This is a genomic window from Burkholderia sp. NFPP32 (assembly GCF_900119325.1).
Taxonomy (GTDB): Bacteria; Pseudomonadota; Gammaproteobacteria; order Burkholderiales; family Burkholderiaceae; genus Burkholderia; species Burkholderia pyrrocinia_C.
Genome location: NZ_FPJP01000032.1, coordinates 1 through 15,471, shown reverse-complemented (window position 1 = coordinate 15,471; position 15,471 = coordinate 1). Strand labels below are relative to the sequence as shown.

Below are 15,471 nucleotides of genomic sequence, written 5' to 3'. Positions count from 1 at the left end.
CTCCCGTTCCTATTGGGAAAATTACCTCCGAAACACTAACACTCATTTGTGTCCAGGATTCCTGGAGCAGTTCACTTCTCGTTTGTCGATGCGCGCGGCGCGCAATCAGTAATTGACCGACCGAGACAACGCGCTATCACTTTTTCGTTGGCCCGCAGATACCAGCTTGTATCCTTCGCCACGCACCGATATGAGACGGTAACCGTACTCGCCATTCAACTTGAGCTTGCTGCGCAAGCGTGAGATATGAACGCATACGTTGTGCCGTTGAGGCTTTTGCATCGAGACACCCTCCCACATCGCGCGCCACAGATCTTCAAATGTGACGACACACAAGTATTGGGAAAACAGCAAATGAGCGGCGCGATGTTCCATTCTCGTCAACAGAACCGGCTCCCGGCCGAGACAGACTCGGTCACTACCGGAAAAAAAAATGTAAGAACCATGCGACGGGTTTCTTGAATTGAGATGAGGTCTGCGGACCCGACGTAACAGAGCGCCGAGTCGGGCAATGATCAGCTCGTACGAGACGGGCCAGTTAAGATACACATCTGCTCCAGCCATCAGGGCTGCGACCATCTCACTCTCAATCCCTCTTCCGACGATGGTCAACGGCGTTCCGGCAAAAGCAGGATCGTTTCGGAGTTGCTCGACCCACGGAGCGATCGACTCGTCAAGCGTCGGCTCCATCACCAAAACAAGATCAACGGCGGTTTCGCGCATATATTCCACTAGCGCATCTCGCGTATCTAGCTTTGCGGTCATATAACCAAACTTTGCTAGTGCATCGGCCAATTCATACCGACGAACCGAATTTCCATCCATTACCGCACACCGAACCACCGCACGACTGATCGAACAAGACGGCATTGATACCCCCTTTTCATTGTCATTGATACGATGACGGTGCCTCATCTCGTCGGATCGACATCGCCACCGCGTCGCCACTGGCTACGCGCGCGATCCACCGCGCTCATACCTCTTTCTTTTCGGCATCCCCTCCGGCTGAATCGCTATCGGGTTCGAGCCGAAAATCCTCCGGATCGCGTCCTTGCATCCAACGCGGTCGCTTCCCGCGACCTGACCACGTCGCGCCCGTATCGGGATCCCAATATCGTGGTGGAATACGCCTGCGTTGCCCAACGCTCAACAGTATTTCGACCTCTCGCGCGGTGATTTCATATTCCCGCATGAGCTTGACGATCTGCTCGACAACATCGTTCCGGATTGCCGCGCGTCGCACCGCAATCCTTGCCTCGAGCGCAGATAGTTGCGCTTCGAGCGTCTGTAATGACTCACTCGACATCTGTCCTCCGTTAGCCCGTTACATCTGAGTACAATTGCCGAACGACGGGTAGAATGGCAACCGACACCAAGCCGACCACGCACATCATTTGTGAGACTAGGGATCGCCCGGTTGCCGATCCGGTTGTTCAATACGTCTCCGCAATGTTCAGATATCTATTCGGCGAACGGTCAAATTAGGAATGCGTTCATTGCTAGTTGTACGGAGCTGTTGAATGAGGCGAACTGCCTTGTTTAGCTGCGCCTGTGACGCGAGTCGCTGTGCTTCGAGTTGAGCCACTTCCTTCCTAACTTGCTGTTGGCGGTTATTCGCAATCTGTGCCTGCTCGAGATGATTGTCGAGATCGGCGCGAAGCCGCTCCGCCTGCACTTGCGACTCCTCGATCATCGCGACCAGGTGCTCGTTCTGTGCTTCCAACTGCGTGCGTCGCAACTCAATGTCTGCGAGACGTACCGCCTGCTCCTCGAAATGTCGAAAGGCCACCTCCGCTGATTCAAATTCCGCCGCATTCAACGCGCGCCAGAGCCGTCCGTCCTGGCTAAGCGTGATGTAGTACGACAGCTCCGTACGGTGCAACAGTAGCGCCACGACGTAAGAAAACGTCTGCAGCGTTCGCAGGGTGGTCAGGGCATCGCGGGTCATCATTGCGTCAACTTCTGCGATTTCCGCAGTCTGAACCACCCGAGAGCTGCCTTGGGGTAATACAGCACCCACTGGTCTAAGCGGCTGGGCAGTATGCACAGCACTCGCGAAAGCGTCCGCCGACTCCGACACTTCGATCTCCCCATACGCCGCATCGACTGCGCCAGTCTCCGCGCCCGCGGTAGGAGGTCGCCTAATATGCAACTTCATGATCAATCTCTTCAGTACAGGATGTCCGCAAGAAATCGCCTGCGGCTTAACAGTTTTTACGGTTAAGCTGAAAATTCAATTCGACGGTTCTCAAATCTCCCAATGGTTGTTAAATCGTTCGATATGGTTTTTTCCACCCCGTATCCCCGCGGTCAGGTGTCCCGCCTGCCACAAGCCAAGAATGCTTCTGCACGCTTACGCGCGAGCCTCATGAACACGTTTCTGTCACCCAGGCAGTCCATGCATCTCGCTATCTCGAAGTTGGCCGGGTGTCCGGCATCGGCGCAAGCCTTTAATAGCGGTGCAGATTCATCGAGATTCTCAATCGCCGATGCCGGAACATGGCCCTTAGAGCGCCCGAAATCGATATCTGTGCACTCAGCGCGTGCCTAGGTCGTTCGGCCCACACGGATGACTATCATCGATTGCCGCGACCATCGCGCGGCGAAATGCTCAGTTGCTACATCCACGCACTCGTCACTATCGAACGTCGTGATCAGTCACTGCCTCCCAAAAGCTTGTCGCAAACGAGTAGGCCATCCGCCGCTTGCCGCAGCCCCTGCCAACTCGATTAATAAACCACGCAGCACTAACTCGGCACCGCACACGAGTAACGTATCGACATGGTCAAACCAATCGGTACGAGCGCCGCGTACGACCGTGAAATCAGCAACAAGCGTCCATCGCCGAACCTGGTTTTGAGCGTGCTCAGTAACCTATCGCGCTGCCACTCGCTCGCGACTGTCACTGCAAGATGAGGGATGCCCGAGGCATCGGCCACAACGGAAGGCGTCGTCGAGTCGCTCATGTCGGCTAGCCTCTGCGCCGACGATGTCGGTCTTGTTTGACTTAACAAACGGTCTGACGAACTGCGCGGGAACGTTGCGAACCTCATGTCCCTGACCAATCGCTTTGCGAGCGAGCCAGTTTCCAGCCATTTCAACAGGAATACGAAGTAAATATGAAAATTCCCGGCATACGGCGTTTCGGAATCGAATGGACGGACAGCAGCGACTCGCACGACCCGTGCGTATCGCGAACGGAGACCACGACCGCACGGACACGGTCACATTTTCTTTTTCAAACGGGAGAAGCGCCGAACCGTGTCGCGTGATGACACATGGCGATTTCGAGGTGGATTCCCTGTTCCGCTATGCTGCGGATCATGATCGGCATCGCAAAATACTGCGAAGACGGCTCCAGTATAGAGAGTCTTCACAGCGGAATGCAACAAAAAAGTGCCTGAAACATACAGACATTGCATTACACGAAACCGCTTCCCCAAACGTCGGCCCCTGCAACATAGACGACGTGATCGGACAGTTCGTCCAAGCCGATACAAATGCCGCGCAGCACGCCATTGCCGCGACACGCCAGGCGTTCGCCTCGTGATGTCGAGCATTCCCGATGCTGATTTTGCTGGCGCACGATAGTCTGGTTTAGATTGATGGACAGGGTCAGCTATGCCGAACGCAGCGCGCCCGCGCGCATCGATCGAGATCTCTATCGCCGCCTTAACAATCCGCGCTTTGGAAAGTGCATCGACATGCCGCGCAGTCCGGAGGGTTCGTTTAGCACGTATCTACTATGACGCACCATGGAACATGATTCCAATCGACGCGATATGGAATAATGTCCGAATCGCTCCGAGGCGCCGTTATGACCACTTCCGTTACTATCGTTGGTGCAGGTTTGGGCGGCCTGACCCTCGCCCGCGTGCTCCACGTCCACGGCTGATCGCTTCGGGGAAGCCCTTCAGCCCGTCGACCACGGCGAGCGCATGTTGCCAGCCCGCCGAACCGCGCAGCGTCAGCCGCATCCTTGCCCCCAGATCCAGCTGCGTCGTCCCTCGCAACCCCAGCGTCAAGAACATCGCATCGTTGTTGCCGCCCTCGACCTGCAGCGCTGCCGCTCCTCCGCTTTCCGTCATCCTGTGGTTGTTCAGATGCACGAACGCCAGCCGCGCGAACCGCGGAATCGACACGCCGTCGGCTCATCACCCCATATGCGCCGCCAAGAACCGCTCGACGCGCCGGCAGAACGCGATCATATTGCGCGGCTGCACGAACCCGTGTCCTTCGTCGTCGCAAATCATCAGCTCGACAGTGACGCCGTGGCGCTCGAGCGCGTCGACCATCCGGTTCGTCTCCGCCAGCGAGAGCCTTGGGTCGTTCGCGCCGTGGGCCATGAACACGGGCGCACGAATGGCACTGGCATGCGCAATCGGAGACGCATCGACGAGTCGCGCGCGGCCCGCAGCGTCGCCGGGATCGCCGATCCACTGATGCAGCAATTCGCGCATCGGCGCCCAACTGACTGGAAACGACTCAACGAACGAGACGAGATCGGTGGTCCCGCAGTGATTCACGGCCGCACGATACCGTTCGGGACGGCGGCTCGCCTGCATCAACGCACAGTAGCCACCGAAGCTGATGCCGAAAATGCCGATGCGCTTCGGGTCCGCCCACCCCTCATCGCATACGTGGTCGACGGCGGCGTCGATGTCGCGCTGGATGCCGTCACCCCACTGCCCGAATCCCGCTTGCCAGAATTGCTTGCCGTAACCCGTCGACCCACGGTAGTTCACTTGCAGCACCGCATACCCGAGGCTCGCGAGCCATTGGACGATACGGTTGAATCCCCACGTGTCGCGCGTCCACGGTCCGCCATGCGGAAACACGATCAGCGGCAGCGGCGCCCCCGACGTGTGGGCCGTCCAATAGCAGTGAATCGCGAGGCCGTCCGGGGAACGGCATTGAAACGCCCGCGTATGCGCCATGTCGGCCGCTTGCAGATGGGGCAGCGCGCTGCCGAGCGGGATCAGCCGGCCGTCATCGGCGCAGAACAGATAATGATGTTCGACTCGCGCATCGCTGGCGGCACCGACGATGAAATAGCGTTCGTCGTCCGACGCGCTCTTGAACACGATCTGTTCGTTCGGCAGCGCCCGCTCGAGAACCTCGAATATTTCTCGGCGGCCTTCGTCGACGAAGTGATAGAAGAGCCGCCAGGTGGTATAGCTCACGCCGACGAGCGCGTCGCGGGCGCGCGACCACAACACGCCCGCCACGTCGACATCGTCCCTTGCGTACAGACACCGCCCTTCGCATCCGCGCACGACATCGAACTCGTAGAGCGCGAGCGTGTCGCGCCCCCGGTTCGACAGCACCCAGAGTGCGTCGGATTCCGACGACAAGACGAGCGGCTGCAACGTTTCGCCGGCCCCCCCCCGACGCGATCTCGCGAAACGGCTCGTCATTCTGGCCGCGATAGCGCAGCCGCGTCAGTGTATCCGCGGCCAGCGCGATCCGCACGCGACCGTCGCCGTCCGCGCCCCACTGCACCACGTCACCCGGGTTCTCGGCCACCATCGTCGCGTCGCCCGTGGCGATATCGACGCGGTATACGTCGAACATCGTCGGTTCGCGCCGGTTGTCCGTAATCAACACCGCCGACGCGTCACCGCGCAGCACGTTCAGCACGCGTGCTTGCACGCCTGCGAACGGCGTCAGGTCGCGCACGACCTGCGCGACGCCGTGAGTCACGGTGATGCAGTAGACGTGATAGCACTCGTCGCCATCCGAGTCACCGGTAACGAGGAGGTGCGCATCGTCCTTCCATTCGAACGAGAAGCACGCGCAGGTCGATGCATCGACGAGCAATCCGGCCGCATCGAACTTGCCCAGCTCGACGTCCGCGCGCCGGCCCGCATAGAGTGCCGGCTGCTCGCCCGCACCGGCAAGCCATGCGAGCCATGCCCCATCTGGCGACACCGCAAAGCTACAGGCACGCGGTGCCGCGAAAAAGTCCTCGGGTCCGACACGAGTCAATCCTGCAGACATGGTTCTCGTTCTCCTTGACGGATATGCCATTGTCGTCGAGCATGCGGCCCCGACATATTACAGAACCCAGAATATATTCCTTCCAATTTAAAACAAAAATTACGGCATCCATTAAACCAACCGCAATAATTACGACAATTACGTAATACGAAATTTGTCGACATGCGATGCAACCATGATATTTCTCCACCGGTGCGCCGGATCAATTTTCTATTCGAATCGCGCACGCTCTTTCCTGACTCTGCTTCGGCTTCTGATTTTGCATGGTCAATACACCATGCTTACTCCAGACTTACGCAATAGAAACAAAAAGTCGCCCGACGAATTCCACTTTCATGCAATTCGGTCAAACAGGAGATACAGATGCGAACTGTCGAAATTTATTCAGCATTGCTTCTTATAGCCCCGCTGACGGCCACCGCACAGGACCAGACTCTCCCGGCCAATATCGTCACGCTGCGGGCCCGGATCGTGGCGGACGCGGCCAATCTGAGAACGGTTGCAAAACAGATTACCGATACGCAGAACGCTTCGTCCGAAAAAACGTATGTGGACGCGCGACTGAAATACGACGCCGATCTCAATCAGTTGCACGCCGCCGCTCAACCGCTGCTCGCGGCTCGCGAGGCCAATCTGCGGCTGTTGCTGGCCCAGACGGAGGCCGCCACGATTGCCGGTGACACGCAGCAGGCCGCGAGCTTCAAAACACAGTATCGTCAGCAAAAATCGAGCTACAAAAGTTACCGGCAATCCCTGGTCGGCAATTTCTAGTATGCGAGCCGGTGCCCGGCCTGTTTTCGCGACACGATATTTTCTTATATGACAGACAGCCCAATTGTGCGGCAGCCGCGCAACCTTGTCCCTGCACGTCTTCAGGAACGCATCATCCGATTTACCCAGGGCCCGATTTGGCAATATGGAAAACGTTCGAGCCGGGCCAACGATCGATATGCGTTCTGGTGTGCGCATTTTGCGGGCGGCGGGTCGTCCAGCCGTATCAGCTGTGAAAAGGAACTCGCGGACAACGCTTCCGCCGTCCCAATATTTGAATTATGGCAGGCTTTGAAAGCCGGACCGCTGCAAGGGCACGAACCGCTTCGCGTTTATGCGAATGCGCATACCTACGGCGTCGAGGGCTACGTGCATACCGACAGTGACGATGCCGAAAACTACTTTTCGACCGTTTACTACGCACATCCCATTTGGCATCGAAACTGGGGGGCGAAACCGTGCTTTTTTCGAAAGGCGATCTCGGTGCGATTGTCGACGCCGTCTATCCGGAGCCGGGCACCGCCATCACGTTTTCGGGTGCGATCCCGCATTGTGCGAAAGGGCCGACGCGCGACTGCATCGACCTTCGCGTCACGATCGTCATCAAGTCGCAGAAAGTGGACGAGGCCGGGTCATGAAAGAGGTCTGGAAATCGCTGCTGCTGCAGGCCGGCGCCGGCGAGATCCGGCACAGCGGACGCACGCTGTTCGACCACCTCGTCGGCACGGCGCGCTGCCTCGCGCAATGGGGTTGCGAGGAAGACGTCTGCGCCGCAGGGCTTTTTCATAGCGTGTACGGCACATCGTCGTTCCGGCACGGCCTGCTCGCCATGTCGGACCGCCCGGCGCTGCGCCTGCGCATCGGCCAGACCGCCGAACAGCTCGTGTTCCTGTTCTGCCGCGCGGCACGGGCGCACGGGTTCCTCGAGGCGCTCGATGCCGGCATGGTCAGGGATCGAGGCGGCATGACGACGTACGAAGTCTCGCGACGAACCGCACAGCAGTTACTGCTGGTCGAACTGGCGAACCTGTACGAACAGCGCGCAGCGCTTGACGGAAGTGCGCTCGACACCGATACGGCACACCGTTTCGCGGCCCGGCTCGACGATCCGCTGCGCTCGGTCGTGCTCGGACTCGTGCGGTGAAAACGCGCGATGGACGTTCCGCCGATCATCATCGCTCGCCCGCCGCGGCATGTGACGATCGCGCTACTCGTGACTGCCGGTACGGCGATCATCCTGTCGATCGCGGTATTACTGTGGCGTTTTGGTCCTGTCATGACCGCATGGGGCAATGTGGTCGAACCGCACGAGTTGGTCCGATACGGAATCGATCCTGTTCCGGGGCGGCAAGCCGCGATCGTCCCGCTGCCCGCCCACCTTGCCGAGACTGCGGGGAGTCCGACGGGACGGGCCGACATCGCCGTTGAAGTGCCTACAGATGACGGTGGGGTTCGCCGCGTACCCGGCACGTTAATCAAGGTGTTGACGGCCGCGCCGCGCGAGCGCGCGATCGACGCGCCTGACGGGCGGCAACGTCTCGTACTGATCGCGTTCGCCGCGCCAACCGCGCTGTCGACCGATACACGGGTGACCGTGCGCCTGCGGATCGCTACGAAGGCACCGCGCGCGCCCGGCTGGCTGTCGCTGTTGTGAATCCTGCTTTTTTGGAGTAGCGGTGAAAGCACTTCCGGACTGCTTACTGTATCTGATCGCGAGCGTCGTCCTGCTGACCCTCGCCGTGCCGCGTAACCCGAGCCATACGCGTGCAGCAAGTGCTTGAGCGGCTCAAGGAGATGCGAGGCTTGCCCGCATCCATCACGGTCGACAACGGGCCGGAGTTGGCTGGTAAGGTGCTGGATGCATGGGCCTACGAAGCCGGTGTCACGTTGTCGTTCATTCGGCCTGGCAAGCCGGTGGAGAATGCCTATATCGAGAGCTTCAACGGGCGCTTCCGCGACGAATGCCTGAACGAGCACTGGTTCGTCTCAATGCGCCACGCCAAGCGGCTGATTGAGGAATGGCGTATCGAGTACAACACCGAGCGGCCTCATAGCTCACTCGGCTATCTGACGCCGGTGCAGTTCGCCCGGGCGCACGATGCAAAGCAGCAGTTTTTAACCTCGGACTCTAACTGCAGTCCGGACTAAAACCGGGGGCAGGTCAGCGGTACCCGTCGTTGACTCGGCCAATGGCGCCAGGGCCTGCGCTCGGGATCCTCGTTCGACTCAAATCCAGAATCAAAGTCCACGGAACACCAGGCTGGCATTGACACCCCCAAAACCAAAGCCATTGGAGATCGCATATTCCGTCGATATCTTGCGGGGCGATCCGCCGACGATGTCGATGCCTTCCGCCGCCGAATCCGGCTGCGTCAAATTGAGCGTAGGCGGCGCAAGCTGATCGCGCAGTGCGAGCACGGTGAAAATGGCTTCCACGCCGCCGGCTGCCCCAAGCAAATGTCCTGTCGACGACTTGGTGGCTGATACGGCGGGGCCTCGACCTGTTCCGAATATCGCCTTGATGGCCGCGAGTTCGCTGGTGTCGCCTACGGGTGTGGACGTCGCGTGTGCGTTCAAGTGCCCGATCATCCCGGGTTCAAGATTCGCTTGCCGGATTGCCAGCTCCATCGCGCGTCGCCCGCCGGCGCCGTCATCGGGCGGAGACGTCATGTGGTGTGCATCGGCGCTCGTGCCATAACCGAGTACTTCCGCGATCGGCGTGGCGCCTCGCTGCAATGCGTGCTCCAGATCTTCGATGACGAGCATGCCGGCGCCTTCTCCCATGACAAAACCGTCTCGTCCGGTATCGAACGGGCGGGATGCCTGCGCGGGATGATCATTGAAGCCGGTGGACATGGTTCTTGCCGCGGCGAACGACCCCAGACTAACTCGATCGATGCAGGCCTCGGCCCCACCACACACGGCAATATCGGCTTCGCCGGCCCGAATCAGGCGCGCTGCGTCGCCGATGGCCTGTGCGCTGGCAGCGCAGGCAGTCACCGGTGCGCCCAGGGGACCACAAAAGCCGTGACGGATGGAGATATGGCCCGCTGCCATATTGGCAAGGAAACTGGGAACGGTAAAAGGAGAAAGCCTCCTTGGTCCGCGGTTATCCGTGATTCTGACGGCGTCCACGATCGCGCCGAACCCGCCCACGCCAGACGCCACGATGGTTGCCGTCCTTTCGCATGCTTTTTCGGATTCAGGTTGCCATCCGGCTTGAGTCAGGGCCTCTTGCGCCGCGGCGAGCGCAAACAGGCTGAACCGGTCCATCTTCTTCTGGTCCTTGGGCTCTACCGCGAGGTCCGGATCGAATCCCCATGGACAGTCTGACGTCAACATGGGCACCACGCCGCCGACCTTCGATGCAATCCCTTCCGTGACGTCGCCGGGCAAACCGGCCAGGCCTGAATGCCCCTTCAGGAGACGGTTCCATACCCATTCAACGCCGCATCCCAACGGCGAAACGATACCCATCCCAGTCACGACGATACGTCTCGTATTCAAGCGATGCTCCCCTTTTGACTGACGAAGAAATGCCGCTAGCGATTGGCGCAATGCGCCATCTGACAATGCTCGCAAATTTCAAGAATCGCGGAAATTGCTTGCTAGTATAGGCATGTGGCGGATGAAGAACTGGCGCATCGTGCCAATCGATATGCAAAATGCGCCATAATGGGGGAATCATGAACCTGTCCCGGCAAAGTTCTCTCACCGTTTCGGCTCACTTCCTGCACGGGATGCTGCGCACCGTTCGCACCCGTCACGGAGAAGACGTGGCTGCCCAGCTACTCGCAAGCGCCGCTATCCCGCAGTCGCTTCTGAATCAGCCGGATGCGCGAATCACACGCCAGCAATACGTCGTGCTGTACAAGACGGTCGCGGCGACGCTCGACGACGAGATGCTGGGACTCTGGTCCAGGCCGATCCGGGGCGGCACGTTGAAGTATCTGATGCTCAGCCTGCTGGATGCTCCTACCGTGCTGGTCGCGTTCAATCGGTTTGTTCGTTTCTGGAATTTGCTGCTGGATGACTACCGGCTGCAGATTTCGACGAAGAACGATCTGGTGCGACTGGCACTGGTGGAAAGGACGCCTGATACGCAGGTCACTCCGCTTGGGCACGAGTTGATGATGAAGCTGGCGCACGGCATCGCATCATGGCTGCTAGGCAGGGAGATCATCCTGCACCGGGCCGAGTTCAGTTTCGCCAGACCGAGGCACGTCGAAGACTATGCATTCCTGTTCCCCGGAGCGGTGCACTTTGATGCGGGGATGACGAGCATTTATTTCTCGTACCAGGATTGTGCCGAGCTGTTCAAACGCGAGAAACACGAGCTATGGGCGTTCCTGAAAGGCGCGCCGGGGGACTGGACATTCAGCGCATTTCATCATGGCTCCATTGTGGCCAAAACGCGCGAGTATCTTGAGCGGAACATAGCGCAGCCGCTGACGATTCAGGGCCTTGCGCAGGCGCTGCATACTTCCGTTCGCACACTCAATCGCCGATTTTCGGAAGAAGGAACACATTTCCAGCAGGTGAAAGACGGGCTGCGACGGGATATCGCGGTCGATCGGCTGACGAACTCGAACACGAGCGTGGCAGTGCTGGCGTTTGATCTTGGCTTTTCCGATGCCACAGGTTTTTGCCGCGCTTTCAAGCACTGGACCGGCAGTAGTCCTTCCGACTATCGCAAGGACACCCGTCAGGGTGAGTGACGAGAAGGAGTTAAGTCTGACTATATTTTTAGCGACGTTGAACGCCGTGTCGAACGGCTGGAACTGGCCGGGAGCGGACCGGTACGATTGGCTGCTTCCGCCCATTCTCTGTCGTTCCACTCAGGCCGCAGTAGCGACCGCTATCGTGCGTAAAGCGGCCTCTGCCTGCCCGCGCGGGCGGCTGTTGCGCTCATGCAATGAGCCTAGCCCATCAGTCGTCCACGCATCATCCATAGGTTGCTCGGAGCAAACAGCGTATGCAATTGCTGCGTGTTCTTCATCGGCCGCGATAGCGCACCTTCAGATGCCACCGTGCGCGGCGATGAACATGGCGACGGCCGACCGGCAATAGGATTCGATTTCGTTGTTGTCCTCTGCTCTCGCCTCATCGAAGCGTGCGATAAGCAGAAGATCGGATCCTTTGAAAAGCGCGGCAAACAAGCGGGCGGACTGGAGAGCATCGGGTACGTTGAGCATCCCTTTAGCGTGCAACTGACGCAACACGGCCTCGATGTGGGCGATGACATGGGCCGGCCCGGCTTCGTAATGGAGCTTGCTTAACGCCTTTTGATTCGTCTTGTCGGCCAAAACCATGGCCTCGACACTGCGGACGTCCGGGCTCAACAGCGTGCGAAGCAGGGAGGCTCCGACCGCCACCAGCTGATCTTCGGCCGAACCGTCAACGCCTTCAGAAAGGGCCTGCGGTGCAAATTGATCGCAGCGGGCCACCATGGCCGCGCTGAACAGCGCCTCCTTGTTCTCGAAGTGCCGATAGATGCTCAGCTTGGATATCTTCGCCCGCTGCGCGACCTTATCCATGGTCGTCGCTTGAAAACCCAATTCCACAAAGAGTTCACAGGCCGCGTCGACGATCGTTTGGCGAAGCGCCTCGTTGGCGGGCCGGCCGCGCCGGCCCTGACTATTTTCGGTCACGACAATTCCAGTACTTGACAGTATTCAAACTCTAGAATTACGATACCATTTGGTATCCAAATATGCAAGCCAAGGGCAGGTTTCACCCGGTTGTCCAGATCCGGTTTCCCCGGGCAGCCCGGCGATATCGAGCGGCATTGTCGGGCCGGTCAATACAGCATGGGCAACTTTCTCGCCAATGCCGAAGCCCTGCTCGCTGACCGTCTCAAGCATGTATCGCCGGACGATATTGCACACCACGCTCGGCCCCCCTCCCTCCACAACACGGAGCCCATCACCATGAATGACGTCATCATCATCGGCGGCAGCTTTGCCGGCCTCGCCGCCGCCCTGCAGCTTGGCCGTGCTCGCCGCAAGGTCACCGTTCTCGATACCGGCCGGCCGCGCAACCGCTTTGCAGGCCACTCGCATGGCCTGCTCGGCCACGATCACAAACCGCCGCTGGAAATCCTGGTCGAGGCGCGGCAGCAACTGGCGCGCTATCCAACGATCAGCCTCGTCAATGCCCGGGCCGAGAGCGTGTCTGGTGCCATCGACGATTTCTGCGTCGTCACTGACGATCACGAAAGCCTGAGGGCGCGCCGCTTGATCCTGAGCTATGGCGTCGCCGACCAGATGCCTGATGTTCCGGGCTTTGCCGAAAGCTGGGGCACGTCCATTGTGCCCTGCCCCTATTGCGACGGCTTTGAAGTCGCCGGCCAGCATTGGGGCCTCGTCTGGTCCAGCCCGCAGTCGTACCAGTCTGCCAAGTTGTTCCGCGATTGGACTGACAAGTTGACTGTCTTCGCCGATGGGCATGACATTGCGCCCGATATCCAGACCGATCTGGCGCGCCGCAACATACCTCTCGTCGATGGCCGGATCATCGAGGTCGCCCATCAGAAAGGCCATATCACCACCGTCAATCTCGATACCGGTCGCAACGCGGCGGTCGACGTCCTGTTCGCCAATCCGCGCAACAAGCCGTCGGCAAGCCTGCATGAATCACTGGGCCTCGCCACGGTGGATACGCCCACCGGCATCGTTCTCAAGGTTGACGAGCGCCGCCAAACCAGCATGCCCGGCATCTACGCCGCTGGCGACCTCGCCACGCCCTTCTTGCCATCGGTTACCCAGGCATCCTCGCAGGGCGCGATGGCGGGCATCTTCGCCCAGCAGTCGATGGTGGTTTGAGAGCACAGATTCCCTTCTCTTGTTGCGTCGCCGCCTTCGAAAAGGTTGGCGTCGACCGACGCGGTGAAGGGTGGATCGTCGAGTCAAGGAGATGACATGGCAAAGCAACGTGCGGATCAGGTGGGTGACTGGAATGGTCAAAGCGGAGAGCGCTGGGTCGCCAACCAGGCCCGGCTCGACGCTCTGGTGGCGGTGTTCGGCCAGGCCGCGATAGAAGCCGCCGCGCCCGCGACGGGCGAGCGCGTGCTAGACATCGGCTGCGGCGCGGGCGCGTCGACTCTGGCTCTGGCAGTCCGCGTCGGCGCGGGGGGCCAAGTGCTGGGCGTGGACATATCCGAACCGCTGATCGACCGAGCGCGCGCGCTTGCGCGACACGATACGCCGGCCCTGTTTCAGGTGGCCGACGCCAGCAGCGCAGAGCTGCCCGAGGGCGCGTTCGATATCCTGTTCTCGCGTTTCGGCGTGATGTTCTTCGACGATCCGACAGCGGCGTTCACCCATATGCGACGCGCGCTCCGGCCGGGCGGCCGGGTCGCCTTCGTCTGCTGGCGCGGTGCGGATGAGAACGATTGGATGCGCCTGCCGATGGGCGCGCTCAAGGGCATCCTCCCGCCGAGTGCGCTGCCCGATCCCGAAGCGCCCGGCCCGTTTTCGTTCGGCGACCGGGAGCGCGTGGCACGCATCCTGACGACGGCCGGCTTTACCGATATCGCTATCTCGCCCTTCGACGCGGCCGTCCCATTCGGCGAGGGCGAAACGCGGGACGCTGCGATCGACGACGCAGTGAAGATGACGCTTGAGGTCGGTCCGCTGTCGCGTGCGCTCGCTGATCAGCCCGACGACATCCGCGCCCGCGCCTCGGCCGCGGTTCGTGCCGCCTTCGCGGGCCTCCCCGGCGACCGGTCGGTGATGATCAAAGGCGCGGCGTGGATCGTCATGGCACGCAATCCGGCAAGCTGACAGGTTACGTCGACCAATGTGTCAGAACCGGCAACTCCTCGTGTCTCGGGGAGGGTCTATCTTGAGCGCCGAACGGCCGGAACGCGGCGCTGGCGAAAAGAACAGTGGCTCTTGATGGCCGAACGCGGCCGGCCAACGCCCAGCGACGCGCGACCGGCGCAGATCGACGGTGAATTCAACCGGTCGATGCAACACACTAGACGCTGCGTAAGCAGTGGAGGTGTTGCAAATGAAACAGCGGCGCAGGAGAGCAGTAGCGCAAGGGTGACACGCTTCATCAGATTGCCCAACTGGGCTTGCCTTGACGCTTGCCGAGCGCGAGGAGATTTCACGTGCAGTTGTCGCTGGCCAGTCGATTCGATCCATAGCGGCTCGGTTTCGATAATCTCTTCGGGAGATCATCGGTCACACTACGCACCGACCTGCTGTTCTGGCTTAATCACTTGGACAACTGATCCTCACGCATCCAGGCGCAACTGATCGCAAACAGCACCCGCAGCGGTAAAGGTTTGCCGAATTTCCGAAGGATATCTAGGCAGCGACTGGTTGCGACACAGGTTCTCTAACCGTCGTCTGAAGTTGACCCGCTTCAACGGACACCTATTCTTTTTGAAGAGGAGGTGCCGTCATGGGCAAGCATCGGAAGCCGTACCCGGCGGAGTTCCGGGCGCAGATGGTAGAGCTGGTGAAGGCAGGACGTACGCCTGAGGAATTGGCGCGCGAGTTCGAGCCGACGGCGCAGAGCATCATCAACTGGGTCGCTCAGGCCGATCGCGACTCGGGAATGCGCCAGGACGGACTGACCACGGCCGAGAGGCAGGAATTAACGCGGCTACGCCGTAAAGTCCGCCAACTCGAGATGGAGCGCGACATACTCTCTCACGCGGCTGCCTGGTTCGCTCGGGAGACGGGGGCC

At 60.0% G+C, this 15,471-nt stretch carries 16 protein-coding genes and 4 pseudogenes; 10 read left to right on the top strand and 10 right to left on the bottom strand.

Going from position 1 to position 15,471, the window contains the following annotated elements:
- Nucleotides 1–105: 105 nt before the first annotated feature.
- The 6 genes and pseudogenes from BT264_RS33825 to BT264_RS33800 form a co-directional block, all read right to left on the bottom strand.
- Nucleotides 106–825, bottom strand: coding sequence for a response regulator transcription factor (locus BT264_RS33825; RefSeq protein ID WP_177318439.1), 720 nt, complete (start codon nucleotides 823–825; stop codon nucleotides 106–108).
- Nucleotides 826–973: 148 nt separating this feature from the next.
- Nucleotides 974–1,306 carry an H-NS histone family protein gene (locus BT264_RS33820; RefSeq protein WP_072444757.1) on the bottom strand — a complete coding sequence of 111 codons (333 nt, stop codon included), beginning with the start codon at nucleotides 1,304–1,306 and terminating at the stop codon, nucleotides 974–976.
- A gap of 147 nt (nucleotides 1,307–1,453) precedes the next feature.
- Nucleotides 1,454–2,158, bottom strand: a complete 705-nt coding sequence (locus BT264_RS33815) for a DUF2968 domain-containing protein (RefSeq protein WP_083534318.1) — start codon at nucleotides 2,156–2,158, stop codon at nucleotides 1,454–1,456.
- Nucleotides 2,159–2,973: 815 nt separating this feature from the next.
- Nucleotides 2,974–3,081, bottom strand: a pseudogene (locus BT264_RS40605) (IS110 family transposase); the annotation flags it as partial.
- 851 nt (nucleotides 3,082–3,932) lie between these two features.
- Nucleotides 3,933–4,127, bottom strand: a pseudogene (locus tag BT264_RS40235) (autotransporter outer membrane beta-barrel domain-containing protein); the annotation flags it as partial.
- Between the two features lie 27 nt (nucleotides 4,128–4,154).
- Entirely contained in the window at nucleotides 4,155–5,369 is a 1,215-nt protein-coding gene (locus tag BT264_RS33800; RefSeq protein ID WP_072444749.1) for an alpha/beta hydrolase family protein, read from the bottom strand.
- A gap of 994 nt (nucleotides 5,370–6,363) precedes the next feature.
- Here BT264_RS33800 and BT264_RS33795 point away from each other — a divergent pair.
- From BT264_RS33795 to BT264_RS33780, 5 genes and pseudogenes are all read left to right on the top strand, one after another.
- Nucleotides 6,364–6,771: a hypothetical protein gene (locus BT264_RS33795; protein WP_072444747.1), complete on the top strand. Its 408-nt coding sequence runs from the start codon at nucleotides 6,364–6,366 to the stop codon at nucleotides 6,769–6,771.
- 458 nt (nucleotides 6,772–7,229) lie between these two features.
- Nucleotides 7,230–7,409, top strand: a complete 180-nt coding sequence (locus tag BT264_RS33790) for a hypothetical protein (RefSeq protein ID WP_143155802.1) — start codon at nucleotides 7,230–7,232, stop codon at nucleotides 7,407–7,409.
- A complete protein-coding gene (locus tag BT264_RS33785) occupies nucleotides 7,406–7,915 on the top strand; it encodes a DUF6817 domain-containing protein (RefSeq protein ID WP_072444744.1) in 510 nt (169 codons plus the stop codon). The genes BT264_RS33790 and BT264_RS33785 overlap by 4 nt, the downstream gene beginning before the upstream one ends.
- A gap of 9 nt (nucleotides 7,916–7,924) precedes the next feature.
- Entirely contained in the window at nucleotides 7,925–8,425 is a 501-nt protein-coding gene (locus BT264_RS38760; protein WP_143155801.1) for a hypothetical protein, read from the top strand.
- A 107-nt stretch (nucleotides 8,426–8,532) separates the two neighbouring features.
- Nucleotides 8,533–8,919 (top strand): annotated as a pseudogene (locus tag BT264_RS33780) (integrase core domain-containing protein); the annotation flags it as partial.
- A 90-nt stretch (nucleotides 8,920–9,009) separates the two neighbouring features.
- Here BT264_RS33780 and fabF read toward each other — a convergent pair.
- A complete protein-coding gene (gene fabF / locus BT264_RS33775) occupies nucleotides 9,010–10,278 on the bottom strand; it encodes a beta-ketoacyl-ACP synthase II (protein WP_072444740.1) in 1,269 nt (422 codons plus the stop codon).
- Between the two features lie 179 nt (nucleotides 10,279–10,457).
- Here fabF and BT264_RS33770 point away from each other — a divergent pair, with 179 nt between their 5' ends.
- A complete protein-coding gene (locus BT264_RS33770) occupies nucleotides 10,458–11,489 on the top strand; it encodes an AraC family transcriptional regulator (protein ID WP_083534306.1) in 1,032 nt (343 codons plus the stop codon).
- Between the two features lie 203 nt (nucleotides 11,490–11,692).
- Here the strand turns inward: BT264_RS33770 and BT264_RS38755 are convergent.
- The 3 genes and pseudogenes from BT264_RS38755 to BT264_RS33760 all read right to left on the bottom strand — a co-directional run.
- Nucleotides 11,693–11,799 (bottom strand): annotated as a pseudogene (locus BT264_RS38755) (IS5/IS1182 family transposase); the annotation flags it as partial.
- Entirely contained in the window at nucleotides 11,790–12,422 is a 633-nt protein-coding gene (locus BT264_RS33765; RefSeq protein ID WP_072444738.1) for a TetR/AcrR family transcriptional regulator, read from the bottom strand. The gene BT264_RS33765 and the pseudogene BT264_RS38755, both read right to left, overlap by 10 nt.
- 24 nt (nucleotides 12,423–12,446) lie before the next feature.
- The gene (locus tag BT264_RS33760) at nucleotides 12,447–12,635 is read right to left on the bottom strand and encodes a hypothetical protein (protein WP_110281450.1); all 189 of its coding nucleotides are present in this window, start codon (nucleotides 12,633–12,635) and stop codon (nucleotides 12,447–12,449) included.
- Nucleotides 12,636–12,701: 66 nt separating this feature from the next.
- On the opposite strand from BT264_RS33760, the gene BT264_RS33755 reads away from it, so the two are divergent.
- From BT264_RS33755 to BT264_RS33745, 4 genes are all read left to right on the top strand, one after another.
- Nucleotides 12,702–13,595 carry an NAD(P)/FAD-dependent oxidoreductase gene (locus BT264_RS33755; RefSeq protein WP_072444734.1) on the top strand — a complete coding sequence of 298 codons (894 nt, stop codon included), beginning with the start codon at nucleotides 12,702–12,704 and terminating at the stop codon, nucleotides 13,593–13,595.
- Between the two features lie 96 nt (nucleotides 13,596–13,691).
- On the top strand, nucleotides 13,692–14,555 hold the full coding sequence (locus BT264_RS33750) for a class I SAM-dependent methyltransferase (RefSeq protein ID WP_072444732.1): 864 nt from the start codon (nucleotides 13,692–13,694) through the stop codon (nucleotides 14,553–14,555).
- Nucleotides 14,556–14,856: 301 nt separating this feature from the next.
- Nucleotides 14,857–14,940, top strand: a complete 84-nt coding sequence (locus BT264_RS40600; protein WP_258365362.1) for a helix-turn-helix domain-containing protein — start codon at nucleotides 14,857–14,859, stop codon at nucleotides 14,938–14,940.
- A gap of 243 nt (nucleotides 14,941–15,183) precedes the next feature.
- Nucleotides 15,184–15,471, top strand: a 288-nt coding sequence (locus tag BT264_RS33745) for a transposase (RefSeq protein WP_143156745.1), incomplete at its 3' end; no start/stop codon positions are given.

Bases quoted from the DNA above. Each gene is read 5' to 3' on its own strand.
- BT264_RS33755 (WP_072444734.1), top strand. From the start codon at position 12,702: ATGAATGACGTCATCATCATCGGCGGCAGCTTTGCCGGCCTCGCCGCC.
- BT264_RS33815 (WP_083534318.1), bottom strand. From the start codon at position 2,158: ATGAAGTTGCATATTAGGCGACCTCCTACCGCGGGCGCGGAGACTGGC.
- BT264_RS33770 (WP_083534306.1), top strand. From the start codon at position 10,458: ATGAACCTGTCCCGGCAAAGTTCTCTCACCGTTTCGGCTCACTTCCTG.
- BT264_RS33785 (WP_072444744.1), top strand. From the start codon at position 7,406: ATGAAAGAGGTCTGGAAATCGCTGCTGCTGCAGGCCGGCGCCGGCGAG.
- BT264_RS33825 (WP_177318439.1), bottom strand. From the start codon at position 825: ATGGATGGAAATTCGGTTCGTCGGTATGAATTGGCCGATGCACTAGCA.
- BT264_RS33750 (WP_072444732.1), top strand. From the start codon at position 13,692: ATGGCAAAGCAACGTGCGGATCAGGTGGGTGACTGGAATGGTCAAAGC.
- BT264_RS33820 (WP_072444757.1), bottom strand. From the start codon at position 1,306: ATGTCGAGTGAGTCATTACAGACGCTCGAAGCGCAACTATCTGCGCTC.
- BT264_RS38760 (WP_143155801.1), top strand. From the start codon at position 7,925: ATGGACGTTCCGCCGATCATCATCGCTCGCCCGCCGCGGCATGTGACG.
- BT264_RS33795 (WP_072444747.1), top strand. From the start codon at position 6,364: ATGCGAACTGTCGAAATTTATTCAGCATTGCTTCTTATAGCCCCGCTG.
- BT264_RS33760 (WP_110281450.1), bottom strand. From the start codon at position 12,635: ATGCTTGAGACGGTCAGCGAGCAGGGCTTCGGCATTGGCGAGAAAGTT.